This is a genomic window from Pseudofrankia saprophytica, from assembly GCF_000235425.2.
GTDB lineage: Bacteria > Actinomycetota > Actinomycetes > Frankiales > Frankiaceae > Pseudofrankia > Pseudofrankia saprophytica.
This window is the reverse complement of sequence record NZ_KI912266.1, coordinates 4,807,088-4,824,449: the sequence shown is the minus strand read 5'-3', so window position 1 is coordinate 4,824,449 and position 17,362 is coordinate 4,807,088. Positions and strand designations below refer to the sequence as shown.

The 17,362-nt window shown below is 72.1% G+C and carries 16 protein-coding genes and 1 pseudogene; 11 read left to right on the top strand and 6 right to left on the bottom strand.

Going from position 1 to position 17,362, the window contains the following annotated elements:
- Positions 1 to 113 precede the first annotated feature (113 nt).
- The 3 genes from FRCN3DRAFT_RS0220250 (at position 114) to FRCN3DRAFT_RS0220240 (ending at position 3,109) form a co-directional block, all read left to right on the top strand.
- On the top strand, positions 114 to 875 hold the full coding sequence (locus tag FRCN3DRAFT_RS0220250; RefSeq protein WP_007512105.1) for an acetoacetate decarboxylase family protein: 762 nt from the start codon (positions 114 to 116) through the stop codon (positions 873 to 875).
- Between the two features lie 120 nt (positions 876 to 995).
- Entirely contained in the window at positions 996 to 2,210 is a 1,215-nt protein-coding gene (locus FRCN3DRAFT_RS0220245; protein WP_007512103.1) for an amidohydrolase family protein, read from the top strand.
- Entirely contained in the window at positions 2,207 to 3,109 is a 903-nt protein-coding gene (locus FRCN3DRAFT_RS0220240; RefSeq protein ID WP_007512101.1) for an SDR family NAD(P)-dependent oxidoreductase, read from the top strand. The genes FRCN3DRAFT_RS0220245 and FRCN3DRAFT_RS0220240 overlap by 4 nt, the downstream gene beginning before the upstream one ends.
- A gap of 88 nt (positions 3,110 to 3,197) precedes the next feature.
- Here the strand turns inward: FRCN3DRAFT_RS0220240 and FRCN3DRAFT_RS49685 are convergent, their stop codons facing one another.
- Both FRCN3DRAFT_RS49685 and FRCN3DRAFT_RS0220230 read right to left on the bottom strand, forming a co-directional pair.
- Positions 3,198 to 4,118 (bottom strand): SDR family oxidoreductase, encoded by a 921-nt coding sequence (locus tag FRCN3DRAFT_RS49685; protein ID WP_007512099.1) that lies wholly within the window; start codon positions 4,116 to 4,118, stop codon positions 3,198 to 3,200.
- Between the two features lie 79 nt (positions 4,119 to 4,197).
- Positions 4,198 to 4,620, bottom strand: a complete 423-nt coding sequence (locus FRCN3DRAFT_RS0220230) for a nuclear transport factor 2 family protein (RefSeq protein WP_007512097.1) — start codon at positions 4,618 to 4,620, stop codon at positions 4,198 to 4,200.
- 455 nt (positions 4,621 to 5,075) lie between these two features.
- Here FRCN3DRAFT_RS0220230 and FRCN3DRAFT_RS0220225 point away from each other — a divergent pair, with 455 nt between their 5' ends.
- The 3 genes from FRCN3DRAFT_RS0220225 (at position 5,076) to FRCN3DRAFT_RS0220215 (ending at position 7,437) form a co-directional block, all read left to right on the top strand.
- A complete protein-coding gene (locus FRCN3DRAFT_RS0220225) occupies positions 5,076 to 5,723 on the top strand; it encodes a TetR/AcrR family transcriptional regulator (RefSeq protein ID WP_007512095.1) in 648 nt (215 codons plus the stop codon).
- 272 nt (positions 5,724 to 5,995) lie between these two features.
- Positions 5,996 to 6,751, top strand: a complete 756-nt coding sequence (locus FRCN3DRAFT_RS0220220) for an SDR family oxidoreductase (protein WP_007512094.1) — start codon at positions 5,996 to 5,998, stop codon at positions 6,749 to 6,751.
- 245 nt (positions 6,752 to 6,996) lie between these two features.
- Positions 6,997 to 7,437 carry a nitroreductase family deazaflavin-dependent oxidoreductase gene (locus FRCN3DRAFT_RS0220215; protein WP_007512092.1) on the top strand — a complete coding sequence of 147 codons (441 nt, stop codon included), beginning with the start codon at positions 6,997 to 6,999 and terminating at the stop codon, positions 7,435 to 7,437.
- 46 nt (positions 7,438 to 7,483) lie between these two features.
- Here FRCN3DRAFT_RS0220215 and FRCN3DRAFT_RS0220210 read toward each other — a convergent pair whose 3' ends face one another.
- From FRCN3DRAFT_RS0220210 to FRCN3DRAFT_RS0220200, 3 genes are all read right to left on the bottom strand, one after another.
- Complete coding sequence (locus FRCN3DRAFT_RS0220210; protein WP_007512090.1) at positions 7,484 to 8,377, bottom strand: alpha/beta fold hydrolase; 894 nt, start codon at positions 8,375 to 8,377, stop codon at positions 7,484 to 7,486.
- 193 nt (positions 8,378 to 8,570) lie between these two features.
- A complete protein-coding gene (locus FRCN3DRAFT_RS0220205) occupies positions 8,571 to 10,301 on the bottom strand; it encodes a thiamine pyrophosphate-binding protein (protein WP_007512087.1) in 1,731 nt (576 codons plus the stop codon).
- A 60-nt stretch (positions 10,302 to 10,361) separates the two neighbouring features.
- Positions 10,362 to 11,165, bottom strand: coding sequence for an SDR family oxidoreductase (locus tag FRCN3DRAFT_RS0220200; RefSeq protein WP_035928770.1), 804 nt, complete (start codon positions 11,163 to 11,165; stop codon positions 10,362 to 10,364).
- A gap of 211 nt (positions 11,166 to 11,376) precedes the next feature.
- Here FRCN3DRAFT_RS0220200 and FRCN3DRAFT_RS0220195 point away from each other — a divergent pair, with 211 nt between their 5' ends.
- The 3 genes from FRCN3DRAFT_RS0220195 to FRCN3DRAFT_RS0220185 all read left to right on the top strand — a co-directional run bounded on the left by FRCN3DRAFT_RS0220195 (position 11,377) and on the right by FRCN3DRAFT_RS0220185 (position 14,231).
- Positions 11,377 to 12,360: a helix-turn-helix domain-containing protein gene (locus FRCN3DRAFT_RS0220195; RefSeq protein WP_027140771.1), complete on the top strand. Its 984-nt coding sequence runs from the start codon at positions 11,377 to 11,379 to the stop codon at positions 12,358 to 12,360.
- A 170-nt stretch (positions 12,361 to 12,530) separates the two neighbouring features.
- Positions 12,531 to 13,514: an LLM class flavin-dependent oxidoreductase gene (locus FRCN3DRAFT_RS0220190; protein ID WP_007512082.1), complete on the top strand. Its 984-nt coding sequence runs from the start codon at positions 12,531 to 12,533 to the stop codon at positions 13,512 to 13,514.
- 111 nt (positions 13,515 to 13,625) lie between these two features.
- Positions 13,626 to 14,231, top strand: a complete 606-nt coding sequence (locus tag FRCN3DRAFT_RS0220185; protein WP_007512080.1) for a TetR/AcrR family transcriptional regulator — start codon at positions 13,626 to 13,628, stop codon at positions 14,229 to 14,231.
- Positions 14,232 to 14,277: 46 nt separating this feature from the next.
- Here the strand turns inward: FRCN3DRAFT_RS0220185 and FRCN3DRAFT_RS0220180 are convergent, their stop codons facing one another.
- Entirely contained in the window at positions 14,278 to 14,928 is a 651-nt protein-coding gene (locus FRCN3DRAFT_RS0220180) for a TetR/AcrR family transcriptional regulator (RefSeq protein ID WP_007512078.1), read from the bottom strand.
- 36 nt (positions 14,929 to 14,964) lie between these two features.
- Between FRCN3DRAFT_RS0220180 and FRCN3DRAFT_RS0220175 the strand changes: the two genes are divergently transcribed.
- Positions 14,965 to 16,290 (top strand): ABC transporter substrate-binding protein, encoded by a 1,326-nt coding sequence (locus FRCN3DRAFT_RS0220175; RefSeq protein WP_007512076.1) that lies wholly within the window; start codon positions 14,965 to 14,967, stop codon positions 16,288 to 16,290.
- Between the two features lie 91 nt (positions 16,291 to 16,381).
- Positions 16,382 to 17,206 (top strand): annotated as a pseudogene (locus FRCN3DRAFT_RS56345) (NAD(P)-dependent oxidoreductase); the annotation flags it as partial.
- Positions 17,207 to 17,362: the final 156 nt, after the last annotated feature.

Here is a 17,362-nt window from a genome sequence, read left to right as displayed (position 1 = left end):
GCACCCGGCACCGCGCCCGTCCCGGCGCGCCGATCGACCAGCCCGGCCGCCGTCCACCGCGGCCGGCTGGTCCGCGTCTTCCCACGTCCGGTACGTCAACGAGGAGGGTCCTGATGGGGAACCGTTGGGTTCGCACCGTCGAGAAGAAGTCCGAGGCCGAGGCGAGCATCGGGGCGGGCCTGCCGCCGATCCCGTCGCTCGAGGTCGTCTACCTGACCGACCCCGCGGTGCTCGCCGCGCTGCTGCCGCCGCCGCTGACCCCGCCGGCGCAGCCCCGGGTGCACGTCCGGGTCACCGACATCGACCTGCACTTCGGCGAGTACCACTACAAGGAGCTCGTCGGCTACATCGCCGTCGACGCCGTCTACGACGGGGTGACCGGCGAGTACCCGCTGCTGATCCCGATCGACCTGGAGTCGGCGATCTCGATCAGCCGGGAGAAGCACGGCGAGCCGAAGAAGCTCGCCGACCTCGAGCTCACCCGGGACGGTGACCACGTCGAGGGGCGGATCACCCGGGGCGGCGTGACCTTCGTCGAGATCATCGGCGACGTCACCGAGAGCCTGCCGGTGCCGGAGCCGTATCCGGCCACCCAGTGGTGGTACAAGTTCATGCCCGCCGTCTCCGGTTCCGGCTTCGACGGCGACCCGCTGCTCGTCCGCCTCGACCAGACCCGCACCCCGGCGACCGTCGAGAAGGTGGAGGGCAAGCTCGTGCTGCGCGACGAGCCCACCGCCCCGGTCGTCGACCTGCCGGTGCTCGAGACCGTGTCGATCCACTACACCACCCGGTCCTCGGTGAACCGCGCCAGCGTCGTCGGCCCGGTCGACCCGGTCGCGTTCGAGCCGTTCGCGCACGCCCGCTACGACCACTGACCCGGGCGTCGGCGTGACGTCCCACCGTCCGGCAACGCCGGCTCCGTCGGCGGTTCCGTCGGCACGTTCGGCGAGCCCGGGCATCCGAAGCACGTACGACCCGTTACCAGGAGAAGGGTCATGAGCGACAAATACCTGCTCATCTCCACGGACACGCACGCCGGGCTGCCTCCCGAGCAGTACCGCGAGTACATCGATCCCCAGTACCGGCCGGCGTTCGACGAGGCGCTCGCCGCGGACGTCACGGCCGCGGCGCTGGTGAGCGAGGACGACCACCAGAAGTTCCTGGCCGAGTGGAACTCCGAGATCGGTGACCACGGCGGCATGGAAGGCGCCTGGGACGCGACCATCCGCACCAAGGAGATGGACGCCGAGGGCGTGGCGGCCGAGGTGGTCTTCCCGGACGCGGACGCCGCCGGCGTCGGTGGGGTCTCGGCGTCCCCCTTCGGCTCCGGGCTCGGCTCGTCCGGGGACAGCGACCCGGTGCTGGTGATGGCCGGCGCCCAGGCGCACAACCGATGGGCGGCCGAGTTCTGCCAGCACGACCCGGAGCGGCGCTTCGGCATCGCGATCGTCCCGGCGCTGCACGACGTCGCGGCGGCGGTGGCCGAGGCCGAGTGGGCGGCCGAGCATGGTCTGCGCGGCGGCATCATGATCCCGACGAAGTGGGGGAGCTACCCGGCGTACAACGACCCGGTGTACGACCCGCTGTGGTCGGTGTGCGCCGAGGCCGGTCTGGTCGTGCACACCCATTCCGGGGTCGGGCCGACGGACTACACCTGGGCGCCGGGCTTCCTGTCGATCTACGCCACCGAGGCGTACTGGTGGGCGGCGCGGCCGTTGTGGGCGCTGCTGCTCGGCGGTGTCTTCGAACGCCACCCAAAGCTGCGCTATGCGCTGGCGGAGAACGGTGCCTGGTGGGTGCCGGACATCCTGACCCGGATGGACGCGAAGTGGGAGGGCGACCACTCCACCCGCAAGTTCGGGCCGAAGACGTTCCGCGACGGGATGACGATGAAGCCGTCGGACTACTACAACCGCAACGTCTGGATGGCGTCGTCGGTCATGGGCCGCGTCGAGGTGGAGCGGCGTCATGAGATAGGCGTCGAACGGCTGATGTGGGGGCACGACTACCCACATCCGGAGGGCACCTGGCCGCGCACCAGGGAGTGGCTGCGCGACCGGTTCAGTGATGTGCCGGTGGCCGACACCCGCCGCATCCTCGGCCTGAACGCCGCCGAGCTGTACGGCTTCGACCTCGAGAAGCTCGCCCCGGTGGTCGACCGGATCGGATTGACGGTCGAGGACATCCACGGCCAGGGAGCCGCCGCGTGACCGCCCACATCACCGACTTCGCCGGCAAGGTCGTCGTCATCACCGGCGGGGCCGCGGGCATCGGCCGGGCGCTCGCCGAGGCCTTCGCCCGCGCCGGCGCCGTCCTGGTGCTCTCCGACATCGAGAAGAACGCGCTCGACGCCACCGTCGCGGCCCTCGCCGGGGCGACCGGCGCCGAGCTCAGCGGTGTCGTCGCCGACGTGTCGGACGCGGACTCGGTCGAGGCCCTCGCCGAGGAGGTGTTCCGCCGCCACGGGCGCACCCACGTGCTGGTGAACAACGCCGGTGTCGGGCCGCCGTCGGCGAAGGTCTGGGAGACGACGCCGAACGACTGGCGCTGGACCTTCGGCGTCAACGTCTACGGCGTCGCCAACGGCATCCGCTCGTTCGTCCCGCGCATGATCGCGTCCGGGGAGCCCGGCCACGTCGTGAACACCTCGTCCGGCGACGGCGCGGTCGCGCCGATGCCGAGCGCGTCGGTGTACGCGGCGAGCAAGGCGGCCGTGTCGATCCTCACCGAGTGCCTCGGCGCGCAGCTCGCCGAGGAGGGCCACCCGATCGCGGTGTCGCTGTTCCTGCCGTCCGGCAAGGGTCTGCTCGACACCGGCCTGTGGACCTCCGATCGCAACCGCCCGGCGGAGCTCGCCAGGGAGAAGCCGCGGTCGACGCCGGCGATGACGGTGGCGACGCTCGTCGAGTCGGCGGCGAAGGTCGGCAAGGAGATCCCGGTCCAGCCGCTCGAGGAGCTCGCCGACGATGTGCTGCGCGGCATCCGGGCCGGCGAGTACTGCCTCATGCTCGGCCGGGACGAGGCCACCGCCACCCTGCGCGAACGGGCCGAGCGGTTCGGCGCCGGCCAGAACCCGACCGAGACCGGCCACAACCTGCTGCCGGTCTGACGGATGCGAGGTCGGAATGGTGGCCGGGTGCATTGCTCGGTCACCACTCCGGCGCTCCGCCGCGGCAACGCCCGGGACCGGGACGGGCTCAGGGACTGTTCCGGTTGGCGTTGTCCGCCGTGCGAGGCCGCGGGGCGGCCGGGGCGTCGTCTGGTGCCGTTCGCGGGTCGCGGGTGGGGTGGGCGGCGGTGGCCGCCTGGCGCAGGTCGGCGCCGAGTGTTCCGACGGCGTCGACGAGGTCTCCGTGCGTGATGATGTAGCGCTCGCCGGCGAGCAGGGCGTCGACGATGTTGCCGGCCGCCTCGTCGGGTGTGACCGGGTTCTGCACCATGCCGGGGTTGCTGGCGACCATGGCCTCGAAGTCGTCAGGGTCGCCGATCGCCCGGCGCAGATGCTCGGGCTGGGCGGCGGCGCTGGTCTCCAGGTGCCGCGAGGCCATTCCGGACGGGAAGATGACGGACACGGCGATCCCGTCGGGGGCGAGTTCGAGCCGTAGGGTCTCCGCCAGCCCCCAGACCGCGAACTTGCTGGCCTGGTAGACGCCCAGCCGGGCTGCTGGCGACAGCACGGACGACGAGGTCGTGAATGCCAGCCGGCCGCGGGGAGCCGTCCGCAGGAGTGGCACGAACGCCTGGGCGGTGCGCGCCGCGCCGAGCACGTTGACGTCCAGCACCCACCGCCATTCGTCCTCGGTGAGGCGTTCCACCGCGCCGAACAGTTGGACCCCGACGTTCGACACGACGACGTCCGCGCGGCCGAACCGATCGGCGACGACGCCGGCGGCCGCGCGCAGCGCCTCCCCGCTCGCGACGTCCACGCCGAGGCCGATCGCCGCGACACCGTGCCGCGCGGCGATCGTCGCCGCCTGCGTCTTGGCCCGTTCCCCGTCGCGGTCGAGCAGCGCGATCCGCAGACCGCGCTCGGCCAGGCGCTCGCCGAGCGCCTGGCCGAACCCCGACGCGCCCCCCGTGACGACCGCGACCTGCGCGGCAAGGTCCTCGGACTCCATGTCGTCCTCCTCCGGTCGATTGCCGATGCCGCCCGACTTGCCGACGCCCCCGCGCGCGGGGCGTTGGTGCCTCAGCTGGTCAGGCGGTGTCCGGCTTGCTGAAGTCCATCCGGAGCCTGGTCAGCTTGGAGGCCTTGATGCGCCAGCCGTCGTCGACCTTCTCGTAGGTCTCGTGGTAGTGGCCGAAGCCGGTCAGGTCATTTCCGTCGGGGAAGCGGACGCGGTCCTCCATCGCCCAGATACCGGTGGCCGATGCTGGCGAGGTGATGGTGATCTCCGGGGTGTGGCACTGGTGGACCGTGACGGTGCCCGCGAGCGCGACGCGCAGGAACTCCAGGAACGCGTCCGCGCCGTCGACGATGTTGCCGCCGGAATCCTCGGTGTCGATGACCACGTCATCCGTGAAGATCAGGCGGTAGCCGTCCCAGTCCTTCGTGTCGAGTAAGCGGCAGTACCGGGCCTTGAGCTGTTTGATCGCCTCGATGTCGTCCACGTGTGTCATTGCGACCTCCGTTCGTGAGATGAGCTGGCAGCTGGAACCGGTTGCCGGCGGCCGAGAACCGCGGCGCGATGCGGGAGCCTTCCAGCGGTTGACTGGGCGCGGAGCCATCGGTTCGGTGGAGGCCGCGGACGCTGCCGCCGTCACCCTCGAACGATGTCCGCCGGAGTGCGCAGACGGTGGGATGTACTCGGCGTTCGGGCATGAGGACCTGAAGGCGTGTGGTCTCAAGGCATGCAGGGCCGTCGATGGCGGTAGGAGCGCGCCCTACACCGGCAACACGGCCGGCGTAGGCGTCGTTTTCCCTACCGAAAGGCATACACGACGACGAACTCGCCTCGAGCACGTGCAGCTCGTCGGGGAAGCCAGCGTCGACCGCCTGGTCGGCAACTTATCTGCCAGGCGGCAGGCAAGTCAAAACTTGTCGAGCGGCAGGCATCTTCCGTAGGTTGTCAGGTATGAGTGCGTCAGCCAGCGGACTCCGGCGGACGCAGGCCGAGCGCCGGGCCGCGTCCGAGGCCGCACTGCTGCGGGCCGCGGCGGAGCTCATCGCCGAGGTCGGCATCGAGCGGACGTCGCTGCGCAGCGTCGGGGAACGCGCCGGCATCAGCCGCGCGATGCCGGCCTACCACTTCGGCTCCAAGGACGGCCTCATCGGCCGCCTCATCGGACACGCCTACGGACGCACCTACGAAGCGACGGCAGCCGCCCTCCGCCCAGCCGAGGGCGACATCGGGCAACTCTCCCGACTGGATCTCCTGCGCGCGATCATCGAAACCTTCCTTGAGATCGTCGAGTCGGGGCAGAGCATCGAGGAACGCGCCGTCCTCGTCATGTGGGGCGCGACCTTCCCCTCCGGCTACGACCTCCCTGCGATGGTCCAGGCCGACGATCTCACCCACCGGGCCCTCGCCGACACCATCCGCGACGGGCAGCACGAAGGGTCGATCCGGCGGAGCGTCGACGCCGACGCCGCGGCCCTGCTCATCATGGGCATGGCCCGAGGAACCGCGGCACTGTCCCTGTCCCACCGCGACGCGGCGGACCCGAAGCAGGTCCGCGAGCTGTGCGGACAGGTCATCGCCACCGTCCTGGGAGATCCCTAGCAGACCGTTCCGGAGCGGCGCTGGCGCGACGGCCAGATAGCCGTACCTCCAACTCGCTGAGCGGGGCGCCGTCACCTCCGGCGCAGCGCGTCATCATCCGCCTTCGGCCGCCTCACCGCCGTGAGTGCCGGGGAGCCCGCGTGACCACCGGGGAAGACGGGCACGGTCCGCTGTGGGAACCGCCGGGAATACTGGGTTCGATTTTCAGACTCAAGAGCGCTACCGTGGCCGATCGTAGGTAGGTCTGATTTTCCTACTGACAGGGGAAGCTCATGACATCCGTGCTGATCACCGGGGCCTCGAAGGGCATCGGCCGGGCCACCGCCCGCGAGTTCGCGGCCCGCGGTTACCGCGTCATCGCCACCGCGCGTGACCCTCGCACGCTCGCCGACCTCGACGTGGCACAGCGGCTACGCCTCGACGTCACCGACCAGACCACCGTCGACGAAGCCGTCGAGGCCGCCGGCCAGGTCGACGTCCTGGTCTCCAACGCGGGTGTGATCTTCCTGGCCGCGGTCGAGGCGAGCCCGGTGGCCGAGATCGAGCGGCTGTTCGCGCAGAACACCTCAGGCGCGATCCGGGTCGCCCAGGCGCTGCTGCCGCAGATGCGCGAGCGCCGGGACGGACGGCTGCTGTTCGTCTCCAGCGTGGTCGGCCGTCTCGTGCTGTCGGGCAACGCCGCGTACGCCGCCACCAAGTGGGCACTCGAAGCCCTGGTCGAGTCGCTGGCCATCGAGACCGCTGCGTTCGGGATCCGCGTCACGCTGCTCGAGCCCGGCGCGGTGAGCTCGGGCGCGCTCGACGAACCCCTGGCCTACCGGCTGCCCGACGATCCCTACCCGGACCTGCTCGCCGGCCGCTTCAACCCCAGCAGCTTCATCACTCCGGAACAGGTCGCCCACGCGATCGCCGATGCCGCGGAGCTCGAGGCGCCGCCGCTGCGGGTGCCGATCGGCGAACAGTCCATGACCCTGCTCGCGGCGCGCAAGGCCGCCCCCGAGAACGTCCCCTTCGTCGCCAGTCGCTGAGCGAGCCTTCCACCAGATCATGATTCGGCTCATGATCTGGTGGCATTTTCGGAGTCAGGACGCCGAAAATCCCACCAGATCATCGTCCGTCGCCCGGGCTGTTGCCGCTTCAGGTGAGGTTGGCAACCGGCGATGCCCATGCCAGGCAACGGCCCTGGCGGTCGAGCCGACGGCGGATGCGTCGTTGGTGGGTGCCGGCCCGAGGTCGACGGGCGCCACGGCGCGGCGCGGCGTTTAATCGGCGCATGCCTGTCACCGGTGACTACGAGCCGAGCCCCTCGGATTGGGTGCGCGAGCAGGTCGAGGAGTACGAAAGCTCCGGCGGCACCCGGGGCACGATGCTGAACGGCCGGCCGGTCGTCATCCTCACCACGGTCGGCGCGAGGTCGGGCAAGATTCGCAAGAGCCCGCTGATGCGGGTCGAGCATGACGGGCTCTACGCCGTCGTGGCCTCGCTCGGCGGCGCTCCGAATCATCCCGTCTGGTACTACAACGTGCGCGCGCACCCCGAGGTGGAGCTGCAGGACGGGCCCACCCGGCAGAGCATGGTGGCCCACGAGGTGACCGGCGACGAGAAGGCGGTCTGGTGGGACCGGGCTGTCGCCGCGTACCCGGACTACGCGGAGTACCAGAAGAAGACCAGCAGGCAGATCCCCGTCTTCGTCCTGGAGCCGGACAACAGATAGCCGCATCGTCGCCGGTACGGAGCTGGGCGAACCCGCTCGGTGGGCGTCAGGGACGAGAGGGCGAACCGTCCTTCTCGCCGAAGAAGCCGACGAGCTGGGTGGTCACCTCGTCGGGCAGGTCGTGCTGGATCCAGTGGCCCGCGTCGGCGTAGTGGATCGTCCGGGCGTTGGGGGCCAGGTGGGGCGGCGGGTCGGCGAGGTCGCTGCGCAGGTGGGGGTCGCGGTCGCCGAAGAGCACCAGCGTCGGGACGTCCGTCGGGCGCATGTGGTTACGCCGCAGGTCTCTCCCGTCGCGGATGAAGGCGCGGTAGTAGTTGATCGTCGCGGTCAGGGTGCTGTCGTCCTTGAAGGCGGCGCGGTACCGGTCGATGTCCTCGGGCGGGAAGGGCGGGTTGGGCTCGGTCTCGTAGACCTTCAGCAGGCCCTTGCGCCCGCTTGCCCCGAGTAGTTTCTCCGGGAGGATCGGCAGACAGAAGAAGAACATGTACCAGCTCTTCTTCAGCTGGCTCCAGGTGCGGAGCCCGGCGAAGAAGCTCTCCGGGTGCGGGATGTTCAGCACGGCGAGCCGGTGGAGCCGGTCCGGATGGCGCATGGCGAAGAACCAGGCGACGAGCCCGCCCCAGTCGTGCCCGACCAGATGGACGCGGTCCTCGCCGAGATGCTCGATCAGCCCGTCGATGTCGTCGCAGAGCACCCTGGCCTGGTAGTTCCAGACGCCGACGGGCTTGGTCGACAAGTTGTACCCGCGCATGTCCGGTGCCACCACCCGGAAACCGGCGGCGATCAGCGCCGGGATCTGCGCCTTCCACGTGTACCAGAAGTCCGGAAAGCCGTGGAGCAGGAGCAGCGTGGGGCCTTCACCGCCGATGACGTAGTGCAGCGTGACGCCGTTGACCGTCGCGTATTTGTGCTCTACCGACCCGTCGAGGTCGTCCGTCATCCGTGTCTCCTCGCCGCGCTTCGCCCCGCCCGTCCGTTCGCGACGGGTCCGCGGCGCGGACCTGCGTTCGGTCGGTGGGACCTCCCTCGCCAGCGCCACCCGAGAACATACGGGAGCCCTGGTCTCGGCCCGTTGGCCTGGGTACCGCCCCCCCCCGCACGCCGCGGACCCGTTGCCCGCCCGGTGTTCGACCTCACCCCTCGCCGCTGGGGATCGCCTCGTAGTAGGGGACGCGGATCGAGCCGTCGGGGAGGTCGGCGGTGAGCGGGGCCATCATCGGGTGGACGACGTCGGCGGCGATGGCGACGTCGAGGCAGGCGGGCCGGCCGCTCTCGCGGGCCCGCCGCAGCGCCGGCCGCACCTGCGCGAGGTCGTCGACCCGCTCCGCGTACAGGCCCATGGCCGCCGCGATCAGGTCGTAGCGGGTGTCGGGCAGTTCGACGGCGACGCTCGTCTTCTCGCCGTAGATGGCCTGCTGGCCGTGCAGGGACATGCCCCACGACAGGTTGTTGTAGACGACCGTCGTCACCGGGAGCCGGTGACGGGCCATCGTGTCGAACTCCTGCAGGTGGAAGCCGACCGCGCCGTCGCCGGTGACGAGCACGACCTGGGCGCCGGGGCGGGCGCACTGGGCGCCGATGGCGAAGCCCTGGCCGACGCCGAGCCCGCCCATCATGCCGAGGCCGAACCAGGACCGCGGCCGGTGGGCGCGGGCGAAGAAGTTGATCCAGCCGGCGGTCTCGCCGCCGTCGTAGACGACGACCGCGTCGTCCTCCAGCGCCTCGGTCAGCTCCCGCGCCACGTGGTACGGGTGCAGCCGCCCGCTGGGCGTGACGGCCGGGGCGTCCGCGTACATCAGCGCATGCGCGCCGACGGCGGCCCGGGTGGCGGTGTTCCAGTCCTCCCAGTCGGGCAGGTCCCCGGCGGCCGCGGCGAGGGCGAGGGTGCGCAGCGTCTCGCCAACGTCGGCGACCACCGACAGCTCGACCTCGCCGAGCCGGCCCGGCTCCACCCCGTCGACGTCGACGTGGACCACGGGCGTGCCGGGAGCGATCATCGAGCCGCTTCGGGCGCCCAGCGTGATGCCCTGGCGGGCGCCCAGCAGGACGAACAGGTCCGGGCGCTCGGCGAGGAACGGCAGCGCGGCGAGCGCCCCCGACCCGCCCAGCGCGCACGGATGGTCGGGGGAGATCTGGCCGTGCCCCCACGACGTCGTGACCACCGGGATGCGCACCTGGTCGAGCAGGGCCTCCAGGGCCGGCCGGACATCCCGGCTGAGCGCGGCGCCACCGCCGAGGACGAGCACCGGCCGGCGTGCGGTGCGCAGCAGCTCCACCATCCGGCGCAGGGCCGCCGACGCCGGCGCGGGCGGCGTCGGCATCGTCAGTGACGGCCTGGTCGCGACAGCCTCGTCGATCTTCCGGTACATGACGTCGATCGGGATGTCGAGCACGGCCGGCCCCGGCACCCCGGTGGTCGCGTGCCGCACGGCCAGCGCGACCAGGTCGGGCAGGCGCGCCGCGGTGGTGGCCCGATGCGCCCACTTCGCGACCGTGCGGGCCGCCGCGACCTGGTCGAGGCCGCCCTGCAGCACGTTGAGCTCCGCCTCGCGCAGCGGCGGCGAGCTGGTGAGCAGCAGGATCGGGATCCGGTCGATGTAGGCGTTCGCCAGCGCCGCGTACGCGTTGGTGAAGCCCGGGCCGGAGGTCGCGAAGGCGACGCCGAGGCCGCCGGTCGCCCGGGCGTAGCCTTCGGCGGCGTTGCCGGCGGCCGCCTCGTGCCGGGTGTCGACGAGGGTGACGCCGAGGGCGTCGAGCGCCGTCAGCAACGGGTCGAGATGGCCGCCGTGGACGCCGAAGGCGTGCGTCACTCCCAGGTCGACGAGCGTGCGGGCGACCAGCTCGCCGCCAGTAGTCGTGCCCACGGGTGCCTTTCCTGTCTGTCCGCTGGCCTGCGCCAGCCGGCCGTGTCCGGGCGAAGGTTGTCAGGAGGTGGCGGGGCTCGCGGTCATGAGCCGCTCGACCGCGGCGATCATGTCCGGGTAGCGCCTGGTCCGCGCACCGCCGTCGACGCCGTACAGCCCGCCGCTGACGTAGGACGCCTGGTCGGAGGCGAGGAACCAGACGAGGTTGGCGACCTCGTCCGGCTCGGCGAAGCGGCCGAGCGGGGCGTTGTCGACGAACTCCTCGACGAGACCCGGCACGCTCCACATCGGGCCCGTGGCCGCGGTCCGCACCAGGCCAGGCGCCACCGCGTTGACCCGGATGCCGTGCCGCCCGAGCTCCAGGGCGCTGACCTCGGTGAGCGCGACGACGCCGGCCTTGGCCGCGCAGTAGGCGCCCATGCCGCGGCCGGGCTGGACGGCGTTGAGGCTCGCGAGGGTGACGATCGCGCCGCCGCGGCCCGCGTCCCGCAGCGCGCGGGCGCCATGCTTGACCGTGAGGAACGCCCCGTGCAGGCACAGGTCCACCACCCGGCGCCACTCGGCGAAGTCGTGGTCGGCGATCTCGGCGGACGAGCCGCCGCCGGCGTTGGCGACCACGGCGTCCAGCCGGCCGAACCGGGCGCCGGCCAGGCCGATCAGCGAGGCGACGTCCTCCTCGACGGTCACGTCGCACCGCGCCGCGGCGAACGCGTCCGGGCCGAGCTCGGCCGTGAGCGCGGCGAGGCCCGCCTCGTCGACGTCCCCGCCCACGACCTTCCCGCCCTCGGCGACGAAGCGCCGCGCGACGGCCCGCCCGATGCCGTTCGCCGCCCCGGTGACGACGCCGACCCAGCCAGGCGGCATGCCTCTCGTCGGGGTCGGCTCCGTGCCCGCCTGCCGCGGTACACGGTCGGCGGCCGGTAAGCGGCCAGGGGCGTCGTGCGCCGCGTCGGTCATCGGCGTCTCCTCGGTAGGCGGCGGGCGGGGTCGTCTGACCCTCGCAGGATGCAGTGCCCAAATCAACGGTGGCATTATGCAAACGGCCGCCATGCTGGCCGGCTATCGTCGGGACGCCATGACCAGACCCTCGCCGCAGACAGAGCGGCTCATCGACCTGGTGGACCTGCTGGCCACGCGCCCCGACGACGGCTTCACGCTGGCCGACATCGCCCGGGCGGCCGGCGTCAACAAGGCCACGGTTCATCCGATGGTGGTTGCCCTGGCCCGCCGCGGCTGGCTGCTGCGCCATCCCCAGCGGCACACCTACCGGCTGGGCCCCGCGCTCGTCGCCACGGGCCGCGCGGCGGCCCGCGGCCATCCGGTGGTCGACAGCGCCCGGCCGGTCGTGCGGGAGATGGCCGAGGCGACCGGCCTGATGTGTCTCGCGCTGGTCGCCGGCGCCATCCCGGGCGAGCACGACGAGCTGCTGGTCGCGGAGATCGGCCGGCCGGTGGTGGACGGCGCGGTCGGCGGCGCGGCCCAGCAGCCGGTCACCACCTACTTCGGCCTGCGCCTGGGTCAGCGGATACCGCCCCAGCCGCCGCTCGGCTCGGTCTGCGTCGCCTGGGCCGACGACGGGGCCGTCGACCGATGGCTGGCGCGCCTCGGCCCGGACCGGCCGGCGGACGCGCTGGCCCGGGTGGCTCCGGGCCTGGCCGGTGTCCGCGCCCGCGGCTGGGCGCTGGAGGTCGAGAACCGGGTGCGGGAACGTCTCGGCACGCTCGCCGCCGAGCTCGGCGAGGACCAGCGCCACGCGGAGCATGCCGAGACGCTGCGACGGCTGATGAGCGAGATCGGCGGCATGTTCGACCTGGCGGACACCCTGCCCGCGACCATCGACCCGGCAGCGGGCTACCGCGCGTCCGCCGTCAACGCGCCGGTCTTCGACGCCGCAGGCACGGTCGTCGTCGTCCTGTGCCTCGTGTGCGCGGACGGCCACGGCGGGATGCCGGTGCGCCCGGGCGCCGAGATCCTCGGGCTCGGTGAACGGGTGCGGGCGGCCGCCGACGCCCTGACCGCCGCCACCCACGGCCGTCCGCCGGCCTCGCGCGCGGTTTGAGTGCGTCGCGGCACGACGCGTGTCGCTCCCGGTTGACAGACCCACCCGATTTCGGGATGTTCCAACCCGAAATCATGCCGTACCGGTCGCGTGGCTGACCCGGACGGTCGAGACACACGACGGCCGGGTCTCCGTCTCGGCAGGTGTCGCCCGGCGCAGGAGGTTCGGCGATGTTCATCATGCGGTTCGACATGCGGGCACCGGCGACGGGGGCGCCCGCGCGGGACCTGTACGCCGCGGCGACCGAGATGGCCGCGTGGGCCGAGACCCGTGGCTGCGTGACGGTGGTGCTCTGCGAGCACCACATGTCGGCGGACGGCTACCTGCCCGCGCCGCTGGTCCTCGCCGCCGCCATGGCGGCCCGGACCTCCGTCGTCCCGCTCTCCGTCGCCGCCCTGCCGCTGCCGTTATACGACCCGATCCGGCTCGCGGAGGAGATGGCGGTCCTCGACATCCTCAGCGGCGGGCGGCTCTTCTACGTCGCCGCCATCGGGTACCTGCCCGGCGAGTACGAGATGTACGGCGTGGACTTCCGCCGGCGCGGCCGGCTGGCCGACGAGCTGCTGCCGCTCCTGCTGCGTGCCAAGACCGGAGAGGCCTTCGAGCACGAGGGCCGCCGCGTCCAGGTGACCCCGACGCCGCTGACGCCGGGGGGACCGACGATCCTCTGGGGCGGCGGCAGCCCCGCGGCCGCCCGCCGGGCCGGCCGGCACGGCATCGGCTTCCTGGCCCAGAGCGACAACAAGGAACTGCACGTGGCCTACGAGGAAGCGGCGCGCGCGGCCGGCCACGAGCCCGGGATGTGCATGCTGAACTCGCCCGACGAGCCCTCGACGGTGTTCGTCGCGCAGGACGTCGACCAGGCGTGGGACGAGCTGGGTCCGTACCTGATGCACGACGTGCGCAGCTACGCCGCCTGGAACGAGGGCAACACCGACACCGCGAGCCTGTCGTTCGCGCGGACCGCCGAGGAGCTGCGGGCGGAGCGGCGCAGCCACCAGATCCTCGCGGTCGACGAGGCCGTGGAGCTCGTGCGTGGCGGCGGCATGCTCCGGCTGCACCCCCTGGTCGGCGGCCTGCCACCCGAGATCGGCTGGCGCTATCTCAAGACCGTGGCCGAGGAGGTCCTGCCCGCCGCCCAGCGGCCCGCATGACGGCCGGTCTCCGGTGCGCGGCCAGGCACGCAGGCGTCGCTCGTCGCGTCGACCGGCCGACCAATACGGAACACCTTCTCCCGTAATTGGTTCCCGCCATAGCATCTGTTCATGACCCCGGACCGGCCCCACGGGCGTCGGGGGCGTCCCCGTGACGCGAGCATCGATGTACGCGTGCTCGAGGCGGCCCGGCAGCTGCTCGTGGAGCTGGGGTTCGAGGCGACGACGGTGCAGGCGATCGCCGAGCGCTCCGCGGTCCACGCGTCGGCTATCTACCGCCGGTGGCCGTCGCGCATCGAGATCATCGAGCAGGCCGTCTTCCCGGGGCTGGCGCCGGTCACGGTGCGACCGACCGGCGACCTGCGCCGCGACCTGCGCCGGTTCATCCGCGCCTACGCGGCCACGATGGCGGGTCCGGCCGCGCGCGCCGCGGTGCCGGGGCTGCTCGCCGTCTATCAGTCGGCCGGGCGCGCGAACGCCGCCGAGACGTGGTTCGCGGTCTCGGCGCGGCCGCAGTTCCTCGACATCCTCCGGGCGGCGCCACCCGGCAGTGTGGACCCGGCGGCCGACCCCGACGACGTCTTCGACACGCTGCTCGGCTGCGTCCTGGCGAGAACCCTGATCCCCACCGTCGCCCAGCGCAACCGCCCCCTGGAGCGTCTCGTCGACATCTGCGCGCGCCTTCTGCGGCCGGCGACCGCGGACGCTCGCTCCTGACCGCTCGGCCCTCGAGCCGCCGTTCGAGCAGTCGGGGCCGCCGCGGCTACGGTCGGTCCCGGCCGGCCAGGACGGCGCGGGCGAGCAGGTCGACGATGTAGTCGCTGGTCATGTCCCGACCGGAGAACCGGCGGATGAACAGGTGGAACAGCACCGAGCCGATCAGCATGTCGAGGACGTCGTCGCTGTCGACGTCCGCGTGCGGGTGGTCGGGCACGGCCTTGGCGAGCATCTCGCGGAACGGCTCGCGGACGCTGCCGCCGACCCGCTGCCCGGCGAGCGCGTTGTTCTCGGGATCCGACTGGTAGACGCTCAGCAGGGCGGGCAGCGCGGCCCGGGCCGCCGGCAGGTCGAAGGTCGCGACGAAGGCGTCCACGTACCGCTTGAGGTCGCGCCGCAGATCGCCGGTCGGCCGCACCACGAGGCGGTCGAAGCCGGGGAAGATCGCGTTCTCGATCATCGCGGTCCGCGAGGGCCAGCGGCGGTAGATGGCGGGCGCTCCCACGCCGGCGCGGCGCGCGACGGCGGCGATCGTGGTGTCGGCGAATCCCTTCTCGCTCAGCAGCTCCAGCGTGGCCTGCCTGATCCGTTCGTCGACCTGGGGATCGCGCGGCCGTCCGCGCGAGGGGTCGGCGACGCCGGGTGTTGCCCGGGCCGGCGAACCGTCGCTAGAGTGCGTTTCGTTATATTGCGACACGTAATTATTCTAGCCTTCTGATCGACGGAGCGATGGATGAGCCACTCGTACTCGGACAGCGAGTTCGTGGAGCGGATGTTCCCGGAGCCGACGGAGCACGGGATCGCCGAGCCCGACCGCGCGGTGACCAACGTCCGGTCGGGCACCGACGCGCCCGACGCCGGCGCGGCCACGAAGTGGTATGAAGGCGGCGGCCGCATCGGGGAGAAGGCACACGCCGACATCGTCGTGTACCCCCCGACCCGCGGCCTGCAGACCCAGGGCGACGCGTTCGAGCCGGTGAAGATCGGCCTGCTCATGGACATCGAGAACGGCCAGCTCATCTTCGACTGGATCAACGCGACGATCCTTGCCTTCGAGGACGCGCTGAACGAGGGGATCTACGACCGGCCGGTCCGCCTCGTCGTCGCCGACGCCCGCGGCCTTCCCCGGGAGAACTTCCAGAAGACCCGCACCGGCTACGAGTGGCTCTGCGACCAGGGGTGCGTCGTCGTGCTCGGCCCGGAGGTCAGCGACAACTCGCTGTCGCTGCAGGAGCTGGTCAACCGGCGCAAGGTGCCCGTCATCGCCTGGACGGGCGCCTGGCGGTTCGCCAGCGAGTACTGCTTCACCATCGCCAACGGCGACGTCCCCACCGAGGGGGTGATGTGCGCCCAGTGGCTGAAGAGCCAGGGGCACCAGAAGGTCGGCATGTTCTGGGAGCAGGGCAGCTCGGGGCGTGACTACGCCGGCTTCTTCCGGGACGAGTGCAACAGCCTCGGGCTGACCATCGCCCGCGACATCAAGCTCGGGCCGAACCCGCGGGGCCTCACCGACCACCTCCGGTCGATGCGCGAGGACGGCATCACCGGCATCTACTACGGCGGGTACGGCTACTCCACCTTCCACTTCGCCGAGGCGTTCAGGACGCTCGACTGGGACCCGCCGCGGGTCATGGGCACGGCGTTCATGTTCTACTCCAACACCAACACGTGGGCGGAGGGCCTGGAGGGCTGGCACGGCGTCGACCAGCTCGGCGTGGAGGGCACGAACCCGAACTACGAGGCCATGGTCGCGCGGTTCGAGAAGCGCTTCGGCCGGGTGTCGAAGAACGTCGTCGTCGCCCTGGGCTACGACACGGCGCGGGTGGGCATCCACGGGGTCGCCAACGCCGCGATGGCCACCCCCGAGGAGGTCAAGGAAGGCATCGAGCGCATCCGCTGGATGCCCGCCACCAACGGCGGCCCGGCCACCTACATCCAGTTCGGCCCCTGGGACCACAAGGGCTACAAGGGCGACTTCCTGACGATCCGGGAGCTGCGCGGCGGCCAGCTGCGGTTCGACGGCTACCACCGTCCGCAGCACCCGATCAACAGTCTGTAGTAAACGATCGGGATGTATATAACCTGCAATATCTGATCCCTGCTCCTCGGGTGGTCTGGCTCAGGCCCACCCCTGCCTTCCTGGAGGCTCCGTGGGACACCCGTCGGTCGGGCTGGTCGGGCTGGGGATCCTCGGCGCGCCGATCGCGCGCCGGCTGGTCGGCGCGGGCCTGGTCACGACGGTCCACGACGTGCGGCCCGCGCCGGTCGCCGACGCCGTCGAGGCGGGCGCCCGCGGCCTCGCGACGGCCGCCGAGGTCGCGGCGGCCAGTGACGTCACGCTCGTGTGCGTCCGCGACGACGCCCAGTGCGTCGACGTGCTGTCAGGTGAGCGTGGCGTGCTCGCGGGCGCGCGTCCCGGGCACGTCGTCGCCATCCTGTCGACGGTGCACCCGGACACCGTCGCGGACCTCGCATCGGCGGCCGCCGGCCGCGGCGTCGACCTGGTGGACGCCCCGCTGACGGGAACCGGCGCCGAGGGCGTCCGGGAAGGGTCGATGTGGGCACTGGTCGGCGGGCAGCCGGCGGCGGTCGACGCGGTCGAGCCGGCGCTGGCGACGTTCACCGGCCGGCTGGTGCGCGCCGGGCCCCTGGGCAGCGGCGCCGCGCTGAAGCTGGCCCACAACGTCATGGTCTACCTCGACTACCTGGCGTCCTATGAGGCCGCCCAGCTGGCGCGCGCACTGGGGGTGGCCGACGGCCTGCTGGTCGAGGTCACCCGGGCCTCCGGGACGCTCTCGGCTCAGGCCGACGTCTTCCTGAACATCCACGAGCGGCGCCGCGGCCAGCCGGTGGACCCCGACCACGAGTACTTCGCCACCGTCTCGGCGCTGCTCGAGAAGGACCTGCGGCACGCGGTCGAGCTCGCCCGCGACCGAGGCCTCGACCTGCCGGCCGCGAGCCTCGCCGCCAGCATGGGCGACGCGCTTTACGCGGTACGCCCCTCGGTGGCGCCGGACGTGGACGAGGGCGGGGCCGGGCGGCTCGGTCCGGACCGGCCGCCTGAACCGGTCACGCCGGCGGGAGACGCGCGCTGGCGAGAAACAGTGCTAGCGCCGGCCCACCGTCACAAG

Excerpts from the sequence above, each read along its gene's own strand:
- FRCN3DRAFT_RS0220250 (WP_007512105.1), top strand. The coding sequence starts at position 114 with ATGGGGAACCGTTGGGTTCGCACCGTCGAGAAGAAGTCCGAGGCCGAG.
- FRCN3DRAFT_RS0220245 (WP_007512103.1), top strand. The coding sequence starts at position 996 with ATGAGCGACAAATACCTGCTCATCTCCACGGACACGCACGCCGGGCTG.
- FRCN3DRAFT_RS49685 (WP_007512099.1), bottom strand. The coding sequence starts at position 4,118 with ATGGAGTCCGAGGACCTTGCCGCGCAGGTCGCGGTCGTCACGGGGGGC.
- FRCN3DRAFT_RS0220230 (WP_007512097.1), bottom strand. The coding sequence starts at position 4,620 with ATGACACACGTGGACGACATCGAGGCGATCAAACAGCTCAAGGCCCGG.
- FRCN3DRAFT_RS0220225 (WP_007512095.1), top strand. The coding sequence starts at position 5,076 with ATGAGTGCGTCAGCCAGCGGACTCCGGCGGACGCAGGCCGAGCGCCGG.
- FRCN3DRAFT_RS0220220 (WP_007512094.1), top strand. The coding sequence starts at position 5,996 with ATGACATCCGTGCTGATCACCGGGGCCTCGAAGGGCATCGGCCGGGCC.
- FRCN3DRAFT_RS0220215 (WP_007512092.1), top strand. The coding sequence starts at position 6,997 with ATGCCTGTCACCGGTGACTACGAGCCGAGCCCCTCGGATTGGGTGCGC.
- FRCN3DRAFT_RS0220210 (WP_007512090.1), bottom strand. The coding sequence starts at position 8,377 with ATGACGGACGACCTCGACGGGTCGGTAGAGCACAAATACGCGACGGTC.
- FRCN3DRAFT_RS0220200 (WP_035928770.1), bottom strand. The coding sequence starts at position 11,165 with ATGCCGCCTGGCTGGGTCGGCGTCGTCACCGGGGCGGCGAACGGCATC.
- FRCN3DRAFT_RS0220195 (WP_027140771.1), top strand. The coding sequence starts at position 11,377 with ATGACCAGACCCTCGCCGCAGACAGAGCGGCTCATCGACCTGGTGGAC.
- FRCN3DRAFT_RS0220190 (WP_007512082.1), top strand. The coding sequence starts at position 12,531 with ATGTTCATCATGCGGTTCGACATGCGGGCACCGGCGACGGGGGCGCCC.
- FRCN3DRAFT_RS0220185 (WP_007512080.1), top strand. The coding sequence starts at position 13,626 with ATGACCCCGGACCGGCCCCACGGGCGTCGGGGGCGTCCCCGTGACGCG.
- FRCN3DRAFT_RS0220175 (WP_007512076.1), top strand. The coding sequence starts at position 14,965 with ATGAGCCACTCGTACTCGGACAGCGAGTTCGTGGAGCGGATGTTCCCG.